The 16776-nt window shown below is 58.8% G+C and carries 15 protein-coding genes; 10 read left to right on the forward strand and 5 right to left on the reverse strand.

Annotated features, from left to right (window positions below; all coding sequences use genetic code 11):
• Positions 1–74: 74 nt before the first annotated feature.
• The 3 genes from AACT07_RS21270 to AACT07_RS21280 all read right to left on the reverse strand — a co-directional run bounded on the left by AACT07_RS21270 (position 75) and on the right by AACT07_RS21280 (position 2481).
• Positions 75–1193, reverse strand: coding sequence for a glycerol dehydrogenase (locus tag AACT07_RS21270; RefSeq protein ID WP_069529933.1), 1119 nt, complete (start codon positions 1191–1193; stop codon positions 75–77).
• A 297-nt stretch (positions 1194–1490) separates the two neighbouring features.
• A complete protein-coding gene (locus AACT07_RS21275) occupies positions 1491–1997 on the reverse strand; it encodes a GNAT family N-acetyltransferase (RefSeq protein WP_069529934.1) in 507 nt (168 codons plus the stop codon).
• Between the two features lie 91 nt (positions 1998–2088).
• Complete coding sequence (locus AACT07_RS21280; protein ID WP_069529935.1) at positions 2089–2481, reverse strand: NUDIX hydrolase; 393 nt, start codon at positions 2479–2481, stop codon at positions 2089–2091.
• Between the two features lie 338 nt (positions 2482–2819).
• Between AACT07_RS21280 and AACT07_RS21285 the strand changes: the two genes are divergently transcribed.
• Together AACT07_RS21285 and AACT07_RS21290 are read left to right on the forward strand one after the other, a co-directional pair.
• Positions 2820–3665 carry a DUF5718 family protein gene (locus AACT07_RS21285; RefSeq protein WP_005333578.1) on the forward strand — a complete coding sequence of 282 codons (846 nt, stop codon included), beginning with the start codon at positions 2820–2822 and terminating at the stop codon, positions 3663–3665.
• A 57-nt stretch (positions 3666–3722) separates the two neighbouring features.
• Complete coding sequence (locus tag AACT07_RS21290) at positions 3723–4163, forward strand: acetyltransferase (protein ID WP_005333576.1); 441 nt, start codon at positions 3723–3725, stop codon at positions 4161–4163.
• Between the two features lie 77 nt (positions 4164–4240).
• Here AACT07_RS21290 and AACT07_RS21295 read toward each other — a convergent pair whose 3' ends face one another.
• A complete protein-coding gene (locus AACT07_RS21295) occupies positions 4241–4561 on the reverse strand; it encodes a DUF4377 domain-containing protein (RefSeq protein ID WP_019446103.1) in 321 nt (106 codons plus the stop codon).
• Positions 4562–4653: 92 nt separating this feature from the next.
• Entirely contained in the window at positions 4654–5940 is a 1287-nt protein-coding gene (locus tag AACT07_RS21300; RefSeq protein ID WP_005333572.1) for a citrate synthase, read from the reverse strand.
• A gap of 442 nt (positions 5941–6382) precedes the next feature.
• On the opposite strand from AACT07_RS21300, the gene sdhC reads away from it, so the two are divergent.
• The 8 genes from sdhC to sucD all read left to right on the forward strand — a co-directional run bounded on the left by sdhC (position 6383) and on the right by sucD (position 15958).
• Positions 6383–6760 carry a succinate dehydrogenase cytochrome b556 subunit gene (gene sdhC / locus AACT07_RS21305; RefSeq protein ID WP_083250029.1) on the forward strand — a complete coding sequence of 126 codons (378 nt, stop codon included), beginning with the start codon at positions 6383–6385 and terminating at the stop codon, positions 6758–6760.
• Positions 6754–7098: a succinate dehydrogenase, hydrophobic membrane anchor protein gene (gene sdhD, locus AACT07_RS21310; protein WP_005333558.1), complete on the forward strand. Its 345-nt coding sequence runs from the start codon at positions 6754–6756 to the stop codon at positions 7096–7098. The genes sdhC and sdhD overlap by 7 nt, the downstream gene beginning before the upstream one ends.
• 1 nt (position 7099) lies before the next feature.
• The gene (sdhA, locus tag AACT07_RS21315; protein WP_040066317.1) at positions 7100–8866 is read left to right on the forward strand and encodes a succinate dehydrogenase flavoprotein subunit; all 1767 of its coding nucleotides are present in this window, start codon (positions 7100–7102) and stop codon (positions 8864–8866) included.
• Positions 8867–8882: 16 nt separating this feature from the next.
• Positions 8883–9599 carry a succinate dehydrogenase iron-sulfur subunit gene (locus AACT07_RS21320; RefSeq protein ID WP_005333549.1) on the forward strand — a complete coding sequence of 239 codons (717 nt, stop codon included), beginning with the start codon at positions 8883–8885 and terminating at the stop codon, positions 9597–9599.
• A 115-nt stretch (positions 9600–9714) separates the two neighbouring features.
• A complete protein-coding gene (sucA, locus tag AACT07_RS21325) occupies positions 9715–12522 on the forward strand; it encodes a 2-oxoglutarate dehydrogenase E1 component (RefSeq protein WP_005333548.1) in 2808 nt (935 codons plus the stop codon).
• 35 nt (positions 12523–12557) lie between these two features.
• Positions 12558–13748: a 2-oxoglutarate dehydrogenase complex dihydrolipoyllysine-residue succinyltransferase gene (gene odhB / locus AACT07_RS21330; RefSeq protein WP_069529939.1), complete on the forward strand. Its 1191-nt coding sequence runs from the start codon at positions 12558–12560 to the stop codon at positions 13746–13748.
• Between the two features lie 171 nt (positions 13749–13919).
• Positions 13920–15086, forward strand: coding sequence for an ADP-forming succinate--CoA ligase subunit beta (gene sucC, locus AACT07_RS21335; RefSeq protein ID WP_005361097.1), 1167 nt, complete (start codon positions 13920–13922; stop codon positions 15084–15086).
• Positions 15086–15958, forward strand: coding sequence for a succinate--CoA ligase subunit alpha (gene sucD, locus AACT07_RS21340; RefSeq protein WP_005333542.1), 873 nt, complete (start codon positions 15086–15088; stop codon positions 15956–15958). The genes sucC and sucD overlap by 1 nt, the downstream gene beginning before the upstream one ends.
• Positions 15959–16776 lie beyond the last annotated feature (818 nt).

Raw genomic sequence — 16776 nt, forward strand, 5'->3', positions numbered from 1 at the left:
CGGGACATGCAAATGAAAAAGGCTTGCCAATGGGCAAGCCTTTTTACTGTTTGCCTGTTTAGTGCGGCAAGCAATCAGGCGCGGGGATGGCGGAGGCGATAACGCTCAGCCATGGCATTGGCCGCTACCATGGCGGCGTAGACATCCTGTTCACTCACTGTCATCGGCATGTTGCCCATGGTATCGAGGGGATCGCAGGCCAGCTGCGCCACCTTGCGCCACTCGCTTTCATCAAAGTGGGTGAGCCCCAGCTCTTGCAGCGTCATGGGCAGACCTGCACAGTCGATGATGCGAAACACCTCATCAAGTTCATGTTGCGGGGCGCGCTCAAGCACAAGTTGGGTCAGCAGGCCGAAGACTACCTTCTCGCCATGCTGGGCGCGATGGAGCTCCGCGATCAGTGACATGCCGTTGTTGACGGCATGAGCGGCGGCCAGTCCACCGGCTTCTGCGCCGACCCCGCTGAGGTAGATGGTGGCCTCGATAACCTGCTCAAGCGCCGGAGTCGAGACATGGTGGCGTATCGCATCCATGGCCAGCTCGATGTTTTCACCAAGCAGCTCGTAACAGAGCTGTGCCAGACCAAGGCCAGTGCGTGAAGGGCGCTTGCCGACCAGATTGAGCCCGTCCGCCCGATAGCAGGCGCGCGCCTCGAAATAGGTGGCCAGGGCATCGCCGACGCCTGCGGAAAAGAAGCGGGGAGGGGCGGCGGCAATGATGGCCGTGTCAGCCAGCACCACGTCCGGATTTTGCGGCAGGAACAGATAGCGTTCAAATTCACCCGCCTGGTTGTAGATCACTGCCAGCGCCGTACAGGGGGCATCCGTGGAGGCAATCGTCGGGAACAGCACAACCGGACGGCGCAGATAGAAGGCCACGGCCTTGGCGACATCCAGCGTCTTGCCGCCGCCGATCCCGACAATCACGTTCGCACCATATTGCTCTGCAAGGTGGGTCAGGCGGTGGATCTCCTGTTCGGTGCATTCGTAGCGAAACTTGTCGACCACTCCCCTGAGACCTGCCTGCAGGAGCCCCGCCAAAGCTTCTTCCCGTACCCGCTCCAGAATGAACTCATCGCTGATGAGCAACGCATAGTCACCAAAATCTTTAACGTGCTCATGGAGTTGCGGGAGAAGGTGTTGACCGATGATGAACTTTTTGGGGGAGGTAACTGTACGGGGCAAAGTGGGCATCCATTATTCCTCAAGGCAGTGAATAACATAAAATTGATTATCAAATGGGTCTCTTACGATACGCCTGATGAGGCAATAGATGAAGAAGAAAAGGGGGGCGTTTTAATCATTAATTAATCTTTCTATTTGTTTGGCTGTATTTTGGGGCGGCGATTGGCGGTGTTGAGGCATACAGGAGCACTGGCCGTATCGTGGCAATCCGTCGCAAGCCAAATTGCTGCAACAAACAGTCACGCGGGCAACAAGCAAGGCCGCTTGGTGCGGCCCTGCTGTATGTGGATAAGAGATAGGGGATGGTCAGAGCGGTTTATAGAAGATGACGGTCGCAGCAAGAGTGCCATCTGCGTTGCGCGCAAAGATCGGGATCTGGCCCGCCTCCAGATAGCCGAGTTGATGATAAAGGTGGGAGGCCACATCACCGGCGCGAGTATCCAGCACCAGCAGCGAACGGCCCGCGGCATGGGCGCCTTGTTCCATTGCTAGCATCAGCGCACGACCGACACCTTTACCTCTCGCCGTTTGCAGTACCATCAATTTTTCCACTTCGGCCCGGTGGCGACCGTTGGCCTTGCCACAGAGCGCGAGCTGAACCGCTCCCACAATCTGTGGTTGCTCAAGGGCAAGCCACAGCTTGCGGTGACCTGCCGCCAGATCCGCTTCAACTCCTTGCCAGTAGCGGGTAGATTCCTCCGTGGTCAGCGGCGGTAAAAAACCGACCGAGGCGCCGCTATCGACACAATCTTGCAGCAGGGCGATGAGCGCGCTTTGGTAGGTCGCTGCGCTATTAACTTCCACAATATCCATCTGACATCCTTGTCGTTGCGATGTTATGTGGCTGATTGCCACCGTTGGTTCATATGCGGTAGGTACTTATGCTCGCCGCGAGTACGGCTAGTCAGCGGATCAGCTCCTGCTCAACCAGCCAGGTAAACAGCAGGCGGGAGACGGGGGAGAGCTCATCGAGGTGAGAGCTATCGAGCCAGCGCAGCTCGGCAATTTCGGCCGAGGCGATTGGGGTGCCGCTCGCTTCGCCGGTGTAGCAGCGCAGTCTCACCTCGACACCTGCCGGTTTGCCATCGGCCTGGGCGTTGAATTCGCAGGCAAAGCGCAGGGTGTCGGGTTGCAGGGTGACAGCCAGCTCCTCCTCAATCTCGCGGATCAGCGCCGCCTCGTCGCTCTCGCCCGGTTCCCGCTTGCCGCCCGGGATGTAATAGATGCCCTTGCCGTGGGAGCGGGCGCAGAGCAGTTGCTGATCTTTAAAGGTGAGCCAGGCGAGTTTGTCGATCATCTGTTTTCTCTCCAATGGGGTTGCCGTGATGAGCACTGGCGCACTCAAGCGCACAGTTGTTTTGCATGCCGGCAGCCTAACAAAGATGAAGTTGAGTCCCAAGGAGAAAGAGGGGAGATGCCGGAAACGCACTGTTTCCAGCGCGGTGACCGCGTAGCTGAATGAGTGCGCAATGGCTGGTTCGCCACAGACTTTTCAACCCTAAAAAAGCGGACTGGCGCACATCACGACAGGGCCGGACTGGGCGAAGGCGGGGCCCTTGTGGTTTAATCTTGCCACTTTAGCGGTAGTAGGCGACGAGCCTGCTACCTTGCGTGGGCAAGATGCAGGTGAGCAAGATGCAGATAGCAGCAGAGAGCAAGTTTATCGGACTCGGGGTCGCGGGCAATTTCGCCGGTCACCTAGAGCAGGCGGGTGAAGCATCGGACTTCGTAGCGGTAGTGGTGCGTGACACCACGGCGCCCAAGGCGCTGTTCCCCTTCTTCGTGCCGGGCCATCCGGGTCAGCTCGGGGTATTCCCGTTGAGCGACAAGGCGATCTTTCTGCCGGAAGCGGCGGTCAGCGGTGACGAGAAGGTGCAGATTGAGCCGGAAGTGGCGCTCTGGTGCGAGCTGGAGTATGCCGGCAAGCAGGTGGTGGCGATCCATCCCCGTGCCTTTGGCGCCTATAACGACTGCTCCATCCGTCGTCCCAACGCCAAGAAGATCAGCGAGAAGAAGAACTGGGGCGAAGAGAGCAAGGGGTTGGCGGCCAACCTGCTGCCGCTTTCCGGTTTTGCCGCCGGTTGCGAGCTCGATGACTATCGCATCGCTTGCTATCTGGAGCGCGATGGCGAGCTGCACGCTTACGGGGTAGACAGCGCCGCCATCGACTACAGCTACTTCCACGGCAAGCTGCTCGACTGGGCCATCGACAAGTTCAATCATCAGCAGGATGAGGGGCCGGCGGAGCACATTCAGGGACTGCTGGCGCAGGCGGGACATCCTCCCCATGCGCTCATCAGTATCGGTGCCACCCGCTATACCCCGTTTGGCGAGACCCACTTCCTCAAACCGGGCGACACTTCCTGCGTGGTGGTCTATCCGGGCAGCCGTTATAGCGAAGCGGATATTCGCGAGGCGATCCGCAGCCGCAACTTTGGCGCTGATATGTCGGTGCTGCTGCAGACGGTGCAGGTGCGCTAATCACCGTTGCCAGCGGGAAGGTGTCTCTTCCCGCTGGTTATCATATCGAGTCATTTCATGACGATTGTTCCGGTATCCCGGGTCGATTATCCGGCCCTGATCGATCTGTGGGAGGCCTCTGTTCGGGCGACCCACCACTTCCTGCCCGAGGCCGAGATCCTGGCTCTTAAACCGCTTATTCTGGAGCACTACTTCGATGCGGTGACACTGCACAGTGCCCGCACAGAAGAGGGGCAGATTACGGGTTTTAGCGGAGTGTACGAGGGCAAGCTGGAGATGCTGTTTGTGGCACCCGAGGCGCGCGGTAGTGGCGTGGGGCGTTTGCTGGTGGCGCATGCCATCACGCAGGGCGGCGCGACGCGGGTTGACGTCAACGAGCAGAACGAACAGGCGGTGGGCTTCTATCTGAAGATGGGATTCACCGTGACGGGTCGTTCGCCGCTGGATGGTCAGGGCAAGCCCTATCCGTTGCTGCATATGGCGCTGGCACCGACCTGATCGTGCCTGATGAGGCGCAGTACCCATAAACCAACGGGGGATGGCATCAGGCATCCCCCGTTTTTTGATCGTGTTTGTTACTTGCTGGCGACCTTGTTCACTACCTTGATCAGCTGATAGCGCACGGAGGGGGCATCGGCCGGCACATCGGTGAGCTGCTCCTTGCTGACAGTGAGCTGGTAGCGGTAACCCGGCTCGAACTGGAAACCTTCAATATTCTGGTAGAACAGCGTCCAGGGCTGCTGCTCATCACTGCGAACCTGCATGCACTGCATTGGGCCAACCCCGACGCAATCGACCAGCTGGCTGTTGATATAGAGGGTCTCCCCCTGTGACGAGGCGGGGGCGCTCTGGCAGGCGGTCAGCAGCAAGGCTGCGCTGATAAACAGTGGTTTCATAATGGACTCCTTAACGCGAAAGGGGGCATTAGAGCGGCAAACAAAAAGGCGGTCAATGACCGCCTTTGTAACAAACCATATCAGCGCAGTGGTTAGCGCTGCTCGAGTGGAGTGAACTCGCGCAGCGGGTGGCCTACGTAGAGCTGGCGTGGGCGACCAATCTTGCTGTCCGGGTCTGAGTGGAACTCGTTCCAGTGGGCAATCCAGCCGATGGTGCGGGAGATGGCGAAGATCACGGTGAACATGCTCATCGGGATGCCGATCGCCTTCATGATGATGCCGGAGTAGAAGTCCACGTTCGGGTAGAGTTTCTTCTCGACGAAGTAGGGGTCGGAGAGCGCAATACGCTCCAGCTCCATGGCGACGTCCAGCAGCGGATCCTTGATCTGCAGCTCGGTCAGTACTTCGTGGCAGGTTTCGCGCATCACAGTGGCACGGGGGTCGTGGTTCTTGTAGACGCGGTGACCGAAGCCCATCAGACGGAACGGATCATTCTTGTCCTTGGCCTTGGCGATGTACTCGGGGATGCGATCCACCGAGCCGATCTCTTCCAGCATGCGCAGGCAGGCTTCGTTGGCACCACCGTGGGCCGGTCCCCACAGGGAGGCGATCCCCGCGGCGATACAGGCGAACGGGTTGGCACCGGAGGATCCAGCCAGACGAACGGTGGAGGTGGAGGCGTTCTGCTCGTGATCCGCATGGAGGGTAAAGATACGATCCATGGCGCGTTCAACGATGGGATTGACCTTGTACTCTTCGGTCGGCACGCCAAACATCATGTGCAGGAAGTTACCAGCATAGGAGAGGGCGTTACGCGGCTGCATGAACGGCTGGCCGATGGAGTACTTGTAACACATGGCTGCCAGAGTCGGCATCTTGGAGAGCAGACGGAAGGCACAGATCTCGCGATGCTGCTCGTTGTTGATGTCGAGGGCATCGTGATAGAAGGCGGAGAGGGCGCTGACCACACCGCACATGATGGCCATGGGGTGGGAGTCACGACGGAAGCCGCGGAAGAAGAAGGCTATCTGCTCGTGCACCATGGTGTGGCGAGTGACCAGGCGTTCGAATTCGGCATATTGGGCCTTGGTCGGCGCTTCGCCGTACAGCAGGATATAGCAGACTTCCAGATAGGTGGCCTGGGTGGCCAACTGGGCGATGGGGTAACCACGGTGCAGCAAGACACCCTGATCCCCGTCAATGTAGGTAATGGCAGATTTGCAAGAACCGGTGGCCATAAAACCGGGGTCAAAGGTGAAATACCCCTGTGATCCCAATTTTCTGACATCGATGACATCCGGGCCGATGGTGCCGGAGAGGATCGGCAGTTCGACCGGATCTTTTCCGGGCAGGTGTAGGGTGGCTATCTTATCAGCCATAGCACGTCTCCTTTGCTCTTTATAATTTGGTTCCAGTCCTACTCTATTACGACTTTTATGACGCTGGCAAAGGTTGTTACCCATACCGAAGTGGCTGGAGCGCCTTATTTGAAACAGAGTTCCTTATCAATGTCAATTTTGCTGGAACCCCATTAATGGCATTAATGAAATGTTAAATTAAATATGCGATCGAGTTTGCGGTTTTGTGTTTTCTTTGTAGCTAATTGATTGTCTTCGGTTAAGGCCGCCGATATACTGCGCCACGTGGGTCATGGCTGCGGGTGTTTGAAACGCTTTGGCAAAGCCTGATGTGAAACCGAAAACTCGCGTTTTGGCTTTTTCAGAGTGTTTTGGTAACAAAAAACCAACAATCACCATTCCGTGCCCTCAAGTGTGAGTTAAAACAATAACTAACGTGCTCAATGGAGCTGAGTGGGCAAGCGTGAAAAACAAACAGAGACCGGTCAACCTCGACCTACAGACGATCAGCTTTCCTGTCACTGCCATTGCATCCATCCTGCACCGTGTTTCAGGGGTCATTACCTTTGTTGCACTGGGCATCTTGCTGTGGATGCTTGGTACTTCACTCGCCTCTCCCGAAGGGTTTGCAACCGTGGTTGCCATCATGGACAACTTCCTGGTCAAACTCGTGCTGTGGGGGATCCTGACTGCGCTGGCATACCACATTGTGGGCGGCTTGCGTCATCTGGTCATGGATATGGGCTATTGGGAAGAGCTGGAATCCGGCAATCAGAGCGCCCGCGCGGCCTTCGTGATCACCGCGATCCTGGCTGTATTGGCGGGAGTGCTTGTATGGTAACCAATTCTGCAACCTTCGGGCGCAGCGGCGTTCACGATTACATCCTGATCCGTGCCACCGCCCTCATCATGACCTGTTATGTCCTCTATCTGGTGGGCTTTGTCGCGTTCAACGACATCACCTACGAGGTGTGGGCAGGCTTCTTCGCCAAAACATTCACCAAGGTATTCACCCTGTTGACCCTGCTCTGCGTACTGATCCACGCCTGGATTGGTCTGTGGCAGGTGCTGACTGACTATATCAAGCCGGTAGGGCTGCGCGGGGCGCTGCAATTTGCCCTGGTCGTGGTGCTGTTTGTCTATCTGATGACGGGTTTCGTCGTGCTGTGGGGTGTGTAAGGTGACTATTCCAACTCGTGAATTTGATGCGGTAGTGATTGGTGCCGGTGGTGCCGGTATGCGCGCCGCGCTGCAGATTGCCCAGTCCGGCAAGAGCTGCGCTCTGTTGTCCAAGGTTTTTCCAACCCGTTCTCACACTGTTTCCGCTCAGGGCGGGATCACGGTTGCGCTGGGCAATGCCCACGACGACAACTGGCAGTGGCATATGTATGACACGGTAAAAGGTTCCGATTACATCGGTGATCAGGAAGCCATCGAGTACATGTGCAAAACCGGTCCCGAAGCCATCTATGAGCTGGAGAACATGGGGCTCCCCTTCTCCCGTTTCGATAACGGGTCTGTCTACCAGCGTCCGTTTGGTGGTCAGTCCAAGAATTTCGGTGGCGAGCAGGCTGCTCGTACCGCAGCTGCCGCCGACCGTACCGGTCACGCCCTGCTGCACACCCTTTACCAACAAAACGTCAAGAACAAGACCACCGTCTTCTCCGAGTGGTATGCGCTGGATCTGGTGAAGAACCAGGATGGCCACGTGGTGGGTTGTACCGCCATCGATATGGAGAGCGGTGAAGTGGTCTACTTCAAGGCCAAGGCCACCGTGCTGGCCACCGGCGGTGCCGGTCGTATCTACCAGTCCACCACCAATGCCCACATCAATACAGGTGACGGTGTCGGTATGGCGCTGCGTGCCGGCGTCGGCGTGCAGGACATGGAAATGTGGCAGTTCCACCCGACCGGTATCGCCGGGGCTGGGGTGCTGGTAACCGAAGGCTGCCGTGGTGAAGGTGGCTATCTGCTCAATAAAGATGGCGAGCGCTTCATGGAGCGTTACGCGCCAAACGCCAAGGACTTGGCCGGTCGCGACGTGGTGGCCCGCTCCATCATGATCGAGATCCGTGAAGGCCGTGGCTGCGACGGTCCCTGGGGCCCGCACATCAAGCTCAAGCTGGATCACCTCGGCAAAGAGGTGCTGGAATCCCGTCTGCCGGGGATCTGCGAGCTCTCTCGCACCTTCGCCCACGTGGATCCGGTCAAAGAGCCGATCCCGATCATCCCGACCTGCCACTACATGATGGGCGGCGTACCGACCAACGTGAATGGCCAATGCCTGACTCAGGACAAGAACGGCAACGATGTACCGGTGGTCGGTCTGTTTGCGGTGGGCGAGATTGCCTGCGTCTCCGTACACGGTGCCAACCGTCTGGGTGGCAACTCCCTGCTGGATCTGGTGGTCTTCGGCCGCGCTGCCGGCATGCATCTGGTCAACACCCTGGGCGAGATGGATCACGGTCGTGATGCTTCCGAGTCGGATCTGGATGCCGCACTGGCCCGCTTCAACCGCTGGGAAAATTGCCGTGACGGTGAAGACCCGGTGCAGATCCGCAAAGACCTGCAGCGCTGCATGCAGAACAACTTCTCCGTATTCCGCGAAGGTGCGGCGATGGCAGAAGGGTTGGCCGAGCTCAAGGTTATCCGCGAACGCCTCAAGTCAGCCCGTCTGGATGACACCTCCAAAGAGTTCAACACCCAGCGCATCGAGTGCCTGGAGCTGGACAACCTGATGGAGACGGCGTTTGCCACGGCGGTTGCCGCCAACTTCCGTACCGAGAGTCGCGGTGCTCACTGCCGCTTCGACTTCCCGGATCGCGACGATGAGAACTGGCTGTGCCACAGCCTCTATCATCCGGACACCGAGTCCATGACCCGTCGCGCTGTCAACATGTCACCCAAGACCCGTGAGGCGTTCCCGCCCAAGGTCCGGACTTACTGATTGCGGAGCCAGCCCTATGAACGTCACATTCTCTGTCTACAGATACAATCCGGATGTTGATAACGTCCCCCATATGAAGGAATATCGTCTTGATATTCCTGAAGGTTCCGACATGATGGTGCTCGACGCACTGATCCAGTTGAAAGAGCTGGATCCCACGCTCGCCTTCCGCCGCTCTTGCCGCGAAGGGGTCTGTGGATCAGACGGTCTCAACATGAATGGCAAGAACGGTCTTGCCTGTATCACCCCGCTCTCCGACCTGCTGAAGAAGGGCAATAACGTCGTTATCCGCCCCTTGCCCGGCCTGCCGGTGATCCGTGATCTGGTGATCGACATGACCCAGTTCTACACCCAGTGGGAGAAGGTCAAACCCTTCCTCATCAATGATGACAAGTTGCCGCCGGTGCGTGAGCACCTGCAATCCCCCGAAGAGCGCGCCAAGCTTGACGGCCTGTACGAGTGCATTCTCTGTGCCTGCTGCTCTACTTCGTGCCCCTCCTTCTGGTGGAATCCCGACAAGTTCATCGGTCCGGCCGGGCTGCTCGCCGCCTACCGCTGGCTGGCTGACAGCCGCGACACCGCGACCACCGAACGATTGGGGAATCTGGACGACGCCTTCAGCGTGTTCCGCTGCCATGGCATCATGAACTGCGTGAACGTCTGTCCGAAAGGCTTGAACCCGACCAAGGCGATTGGCCAGATCAAGTCGATGTTGCTCAATCGGGCTGTTTAGTATCAGGGCCGGCCAGGTGCTGGCCCGACCTCTGGATAGCCATCCCACCCGTGGCAGGATGGCTATTTGACCCCTACAAGCTGCGCAGCAGTAACAAGAAGTACAAGGGATAGAAATGCATAACGGCGTGATGAAGGCCTGGTTGGAGTCATCTCACCTGGCTGGTGCGAATGCAAGCTATATCGAGGATTTGTATGAATCCTTCCTGGAAAATCCTGACTCCGTGTCCGACGAGTGGCGCAGCCTGTTTAGCGAGCTGCCCCAGGTCAATGGCCATGCGGTTGAACAACCCCACTCCCAGGTCCGCGATTATTTCCGTCGTCTGGCCAAGGATCCCTCTCGCTACAGTGCCCCCGTCTCCGATCCGCAAGTGGATGCCAAGCAGGTGCGGGTATTGCAGTTGATCAACGCCTTCCGTTTCCGTGGTCACCAGAATGCCAATCTGGACCCGCTGGGCCTGTGGCAGCGTGAAACCGTTGCCGAACTGGATCCTGCGTTCCACAACCTGCAGGGCGCAGATATGGAGGCCACCTTCAATGTGGGCTCCTACGCCATCGGTCGCGAGACCATGGTGCTCTCCGACCTCTACGCCTCGCTGAAGAAGACCTATTGCGGCAGCATAGGCGCCGACTACATGCACCTCACCTCCACGGAAGAGAAGCGCTGGCTGCAACAGCGTCTCGAATCCATTGAAGGGAAGGGGAGTTACACCCTCGAAGAGAAGACCCGTTTCCTCGAGAGCCTGACCGCCGCCGAAGGGTTGGAGAAATATCTGGGCGCCAAGTTCCCGGGAGCCAAGCGCTTCTCGCTGGAAGGTGGCGACGCCATGATCCCCATGCTCAAGGAGCTGATCCGTCGCGCCGGTGAGCAGGGCTGCAAAGAGGCCGTTATCGGTATGGCCCACCGCGGTCGCCTCAACGTGCTGATCAACGTGCTGGGCAAGCGCGCTCAGGATCTGTTCGACGAGTTTGCCGGCAAGCATGGCGAATCCTGGGGTACCGGTGATGTGAAGTACCACATGGGCTTCTCCTCCGACTTCGCCACCCCGGGTGGCAACGTCCACTTGGCGCTGGCGTTCAACCCCTCTCACCTCGAGATTGTCAACCCTGTGGTCATCGGCTCGGTCCGTGCCCGTATGGATCGTCGTGGTGACAAGGATGGTTCCAGTGTGCTGCCCATCACCATTCACGGTGACTCGGCCATGGCCGGTCAGGGCGTGGTGGCCGAGACCTTCAACATGTCCCAGACCCGCGCCTATGGTGTCGGCGGGACGGTGCGCATCGTCATCAACAACCAGGTCGGTTTCACCACCTCCTATATCCGTGACCTGCGTTCCACCGAATATTGCACCGACATCGCCAAGGCGGTGCAGGCGCCGGTGCTGCACGTCAACGGGGATGATCCGGAAGCCGTGGTGCTGGTGACCCAGATTGCTCTGGATTACCGCAACACCTTCAAACGCGACGTAGTGATCGAACTGGTCTGCTATCGTCGTCACGGTCACAACGAAGCGGACGAGCCGAGCGCGACCCAGCCGCTGATGTACCAGAAGATCAAGCAGCACCCGACCCCGCGCAAGATCTACGCCGATCAGCTGGTGGCCGAGGGGAGCCTCGCTCAGGAGCGGGCGACCGAACTGGTCAACGAGTATCGTGAAGCGCTGGATCGCGGCGAGCGGGTGAGCAAAGAGTGGCGGCCGATGGAGCTGCACTCCGTCGACTGGACGCCGTATCTGGGCCACGACTGGAACATGGCCTATGAGAGTGCCGTGCCGATGGATCACCTCAAGAGCCTCGGCGAGCGGGTGAGCCAGTATCCGGCGACCCACGTGCTGCAGCGGCAGGTCGAGAAGATTTACGAAGACCGCCGTCTGATGGCCGCTGGCGAGAAGCTGGTGGATTGGGGCTTTGCCGAGACCCTGGCCTACGCCACCCTGGTGGACAAGGGGTCCCGCATCCGCTTTACCGGTGAAGACTCCGGCCGTGGCACCTTCTTCCACCGCCACGCCGTGCTGCACAGCCAGACCGATGCCAGCACCTACACCCCGCTGTGCAACCTGCACGATGAGCAGGGCCCGTTCGAGGTGTATGACTCTGTGCTGACCGAGAACGCGGTACTGGCCTTTGAATATGGTTACGCCAGCGCCGAGCCGGCTGGCCTCACCATCTGGGAAGCCCAGTTCGGCGATTTCGCCAACTGTGCCCAGGTAGTGGTGGATCAGTTCCTCTCCTCCGGTGAGCAGAAGTGGGGCCGGATGTGCGGCCTGACCATGTTGCTGCCGCACGGTTACGAGGGGCAGGGCCCGGAGCACTCCTCCGCCCGTCTGGAGCGTTATCTGCAGATGTGTGCCCAACACAACATGCAGGTGTGCGTGCCCTCTACCCCGGCGCAGGTGTTCCATATGCTGCGTCGTCAGGTGGTACGTCCGATGCGCCGTCCGCTGATCGTCATGACGCCCAAATCCCTGCTGCGCCACCCGCTGGCGGTGAGCAAGCTTGAAGAGCTGGCGGAAGGAACCTTCCAGAACGCCATCGGCGAGATCGATGCGCTGGATCCGAAAGCGGTCAAGCGCGTGGTCTTCTGCTCTGGCAAGGTCTACTACGACCTGCTCGATGCCCGTCGCAAGGCCGAGCAGCAAGATGTGGCACTGGTACGAATTGAGCAGCTCTACCCCTTCCCGGAAGAGGAAGTGCGCGCCATTCTGGCTGATTACAGCCATGTCACCGACTTTGTCTGGTGTCAGGAAGAGCCGCAGAACCAGGGCGCCTGGTACTGCACCCGTCACCACTACGATGGCGTGCTGCCAGCCGGAGCCACCCTGCGTTATGCCGGTCGCCCCGCGTCAGCCTCACCGGCCGTCGGTTACATGTCTGTCCACGCCAAGCAGCAAAAAGCCTTGGTGGAAGATGCCCTTACCCTGTAAAGCCTCTGGCATAGAAGTAAAAAGGAACTGATTGGATGACTATCGAAATCAAGGTACCGGATCTGCCGGAATCAGTGGCCGATGCCACTATCGCCACCTGGCACAAAAAACCGGGCGATCTGGTCGCCCGTGACGAAGTGCTGGTCGACATCGAGACCGACAAGGTGGTGCTGGAAGTGCCGGCACCGCAAGCCGGTGTGCTGGGGGATATTCTGCAAGGGGAAGGGGCGACCGTGTTGTCCCGTCAACTGATTGCCATCCTCACCGCCGCCCCGGTGGCCGGTGAAGAGACCAAAGAGAAACCCGCTGAAGCGGTGGCCGATGATGGTGCCGATGGCTTGAGCCCCTCGGTGCGCCGCCTGATTGGTGAGCACGATATCGACGTGACCAAGCTGACCGGTACCGGCAAGGGTGGTCGCATCACCAAGGATGATGTGGAAGCCTTCATCAAGGCCAAGAGCCAGCCTGCGGCAGCCGCACCGGTCGCAACTGCAGCCCCGGCAGCCAAGGTTACCCCGCTGGGTGGTCGTACCGACAAGCGGGTACCGATGACCCGTCTGCGCAAGCGCATTGCCGAGCGTCTGCTGGAAGCGAAAAACACCACCGCCATGCTGACCACCTTCAACGAGGTCAACATGAAGCCCATCATGGATCTGCGCAAGCAGTACGGCGAGATCTTCGAGAAGAAGCACGGCATCAAGCTCGGCTTTATGTCCTTCTACGTGAAGGCGGTGGTGGAGTCCCTCAAGCGCTATCCGGAAGTGAACGCGGCGCTCGATGGTGATGACGTGGTTTACCACAACTACTTCGACGTCAGCATCGCCGTCTCTACCCCCCGTGGTCTGGTGACGCCGGTGCTGCGCGACTGCGACAACATGAGCCTGGCGGACATCGAGAAGGCCATCAAGGATCTGGCGGGCAAGGGCCGTGACGGCAAGCTGACCGTGGATGAACTGACTGGCGGCAACTTCACCATCACCAACGGTGGCGTGTTCGGCTCCCTGATGTCCACCCCGATCATCAACCCGCCCCAGAGCGCCATTCTGGGCATGCACAAGATCCAGGATCGCCCGATGGCCGTTGACGGCAAGGTCGAGATCCTGCCGATGATGTATCTGGCGCTCTCCTACGATCACCGTCTCATCGACGGACGCGAATCGGTAGGCTTCCTGGTCTCCGTCAAGGAGCTGCTGGAAGACCCGACCCGTCTGTTGCTGGACGTCTAAGCCTGTGGCACCCGGGCAAGGGGTTTGCGCCCCGAGCTGAGTGTGCTGCTGGACGTTTGAGTAATACCCGAGCGATTGAAAGATAACGAGGGGCCGCCCAGGCCCCCATTCACAGGGGATTGAGAAACACCAGCCCCGGACGGAAATACCTACAACACGGATAGAGCATCTATGAATCTGCATGAATATCAGGCAAAACAGCTGTTTGCCGAGTATGGCCTGCCGGTCTCCGAAGGTTATGCCTGTGCTACCCCACAAGAAGCGGCCGAAGCGGCCGACAAGATTGGCGGCAATACCTGGGTCGTCAAATGCCAGGTACACGCCGGTGGCCGCGGTAAAGCGGGCGGCGTGAAAGTGGCCAAGAGCAAGGATGAGATCCGTGCTTTTGCCCAAAACTGGCTTGGCAAAAATCTGGTGACCTACCAGACCGACGCCAACGGCCAGCCGGTCACCAAGATCCTGGTGGAATCTTGCACCGACATCGCCAAAGAGCTCTACCTGGGCGCCGTGGTTGACCGTGGCTCTCGCCGCGTGGTCTTCATGGCCTCGACCGAAGGTGGCGTGGATATCGAGAAGATCGCCCACGAAACCCCCCATCTGATCCACAAGGCGGCCATCGATCCGCTGGTGGGTCCGCAGGCTTATCAGGCCCGCGAACTGGCCTTCAAACTGGGTCTGGTCGGCGATCAGATCAAACAGTTCACCAAGATCTTCATGGGTCTGGGCCAAATGTTCCTGGATTGCGATTTCGCGCTGCTGGAGATCAACCCGCTGGTGATCACCGCGCAGGGCAACCTGCACTGCCTGGATGGCAAGATCAACATCGACGCCAACGCACTGTATCGTCAGCCCAAGCTGCGCGAGATGCACGACCCGTCACAAGATGACCCCCGCGAAGCGCACGCCGCCCAGTGGGAGCTCAACTATGTGGCCCTCGATGGCAACATCGGCTGCATGGTCAACGGCGCGGGTCTGGCCATGGGCACCATGGACATCGTCAACCTGCACGGCGGCAAGCCGGCCAACTTCCTTGACGTCGGCGGCGGCGCCACCAAGGAACGCGTAACCGAGGCGTTCAAGATCATCCTCTCCGACAGCAACGTCAAAGCGGTGCTGGTCAACATCTTCGGCGGCATCGTGCGCTGCGACATGATCGCGGAAGGCATCATCGGTGCGGTCAAGGAAGTGGGGGTCAAGGTGCCCGTGGTGGTCCGTCTGGAAGGCAACAACGCCGAGCTGGGTGGTATCAAGCTGGCCGAGAGCGGCCTCAACATCATTGCGGCCAAGAGTCTGACCGATGCCGCGCAGCAAGTCGTCAAAGCAGCGGAGGCCAACTGATGAGCGTACTGATCAACAAGGACACCCGAGTCATCTGCCAGGGCTTTACCGGCGGTCAGGGTACTTTCCACTCCGAGCAGGCGCTCTCCTACGGCACCCAGCTGGTGGGCGGCGTCTCCCCGGGCAAGGGCGGCACCACCCATCTGGGCCTGCCGGTGTTCAACACCGTCCGTGACGCGGTCGAAGCGACCGGCGCCACCGCCTCCGTCATCTATGTGCCGGCGCCGTTCTGCAAGGATGCCATCCTGGAAGCGATCGACGCGGGCATCAAGCTCATCGTCACCATCACCGAAGGCATCCCTACTCTGGATATGCTGGACGTCAAAGTGAAGCTGCAAGAGACCGGCGTGCGGATGATCGGCCCCAACTGCCCGGGCGTTATCACCCCGGGTGAATGCAAGATCGGCATCATGCCGGGCCACATTCACAAGCCGGGCAAGGTGGGCATCGTCTCCCGCTCCGGCACCCTGACCTACGAAGCGGTCAAGCAGACCACTGACGAGGGCTTTGGCCAGTCCACCTGCGTCGGTATCGGTGGCGACCCCATCCCGGGCTCCAATTTTATCGACATTTTGGAGATGTTCCAGAACGACCCGCAGACCGAAGCGATCGTGATGATCGGCGAGATCGGCGGCAACGCCGAGGAAGACGCGGCAGCCTATATCAAGGCCCACGTCACCAAGCCGGTGGTCTCCTATATCGCGGGTGTTACTGCCCCTCCCGGCAAGCGGATGGGCCACGCTGGCGCCATCATCTCCGGTGGCAAGGGGACTGCCGCCGAGAAGTTTGCCGCGCTGGAAGATGCTGGCGTGAAAACCGTCCGCTCCCTGGCCGATATCGGCAAGGCCCTGCGCGAAGTGACCGGCTGGTAATTCCTGTTAGCCCGTTATCTCTAATAAAAGTGCCGCCCGATGGGCGGCATTTTTTATGGGTTTTAAAGTGGTTTGATTTAATCAATCATCGCGATTCAGGCGCTAAACGAATTTTATTACAGGAGACCAGAAACAGTGTGGATACTAAAATAGTCTGCGATTTGAACTTGTCAGATTGATTTGTTCCTTTACCCATGGCATCGAGTGACCTGTTAGTGGGTAATGCTAAAAGTCATGCAAGGATGTCAGTGAGATAACGTAGTGTCAGGAGGACATAATGATTTCACGTATTTTGGGAATTGGCTGCCTTACCAGTATCTGCTTGCCAACAGCATGGGCGGCGGATTGCCCGAACAGGCAACCGGGGCAGCATCTAGAGTTTCTTGGGCGTTCGGCTGACAATTCGGTATCACTATGGCTTTCAAGTCCAGGTTCCGGGGGTAATTTTCGCCTCTCTGCTCCCGGGGTATCTGAAATCGATAGCTGGAATGCAAACCGCGCGTCGTTGCACCTGAGTGTCTCACCTGTAGTACTTGATGACCTTAACGGGACTCACAAACTGGATCTCCTCAATGCGGATGGTTCTTTCAACTGCTTCCTCGATTCGAGAAACCAGAACAATCCGGTATTTCCAAATATTCCCCCGATCGATGGGGGAGACAGTAACGGTGGCACTGGTGGCGGAACTGGCGGTGGGGATGGCGGCAATGGTGGAACTGGTGGCGGAACCGGCGGTGGGGATGGCAGCAATGGTGGAAGTGGTGGTGGCACCGGTGGTGGGGATGGAGGCAATGGTGGAACTGGTGGCGGAACTGGCG

Source organism: Aeromonas sp. ANP5 (genome assembly GCF_963870295.1).
GTDB lineage: Bacteria > Pseudomonadota > Gammaproteobacteria > Enterobacterales > Aeromonadaceae > Aeromonas > Aeromonas veronii.

Coding starts and splice junctions, on each gene's coding strand:
- AACT07_RS21270 (WP_069529933.1), bottom strand. CDS start 1,193: ATGCCCACTTTGCCCCGTACAGTTACCTCCCCCAAAAAGTTCATCATC.
- AACT07_RS21275 (WP_069529934.1), bottom strand. CDS start 1,997: ATGGATATTGTGGAAGTTAATAGCGCAGCGACCTACCAAAGCGCGCTC.
- AACT07_RS21280 (WP_069529935.1), bottom strand. CDS start 2,481: ATGATCGACAAACTCGCCTGGCTCACCTTTAAAGATCAGCAACTGCTC.
- AACT07_RS21285 (WP_005333578.1), top strand. CDS start 2,820: ATGCAGATAGCAGCAGAGAGCAAGTTTATCGGACTCGGGGTCGCGGGC.
- AACT07_RS21290 (WP_005333576.1), top strand. CDS start 3,723: ATGACGATTGTTCCGGTATCCCGGGTCGATTATCCGGCCCTGATCGAT.
- AACT07_RS21295 (WP_019446103.1), bottom strand. CDS start 4,561: ATGAAACCACTGTTTATCAGCGCAGCCTTGCTGCTGACCGCCTGCCAG.
- AACT07_RS21300 (WP_005333572.1), bottom strand. CDS start 5,940: ATGGCTGATAAGATAGCCACCCTACACCTGCCCGGAAAAGATCCGGTC.
- sdhD (WP_005333558.1), top strand. CDS start 6,754: ATGGTAACCAATTCTGCAACCTTCGGGCGCAGCGGCGTTCACGATTAC.
- AACT07_RS21320 (WP_005333549.1), top strand. CDS start 8,883: ATGAACGTCACATTCTCTGTCTACAGATACAATCCGGATGTTGATAAC.
- sucA (WP_005333548.1), top strand. CDS start 9,715: ATGCATAACGGCGTGATGAAGGCCTGGTTGGAGTCATCTCACCTGGCT.
- odhB (WP_069529939.1), top strand. CDS start 12,558: ATGACTATCGAAATCAAGGTACCGGATCTGCCGGAATCAGTGGCCGAT.
- sucC (WP_005361097.1), top strand. CDS start 13,920: ATGAATCTGCATGAATATCAGGCAAAACAGCTGTTTGCCGAGTATGGC.
- sucD (WP_005333542.1), top strand. CDS start 15,086: ATGAGCGTACTGATCAACAAGGACACCCGAGTCATCTGCCAGGGCTTT.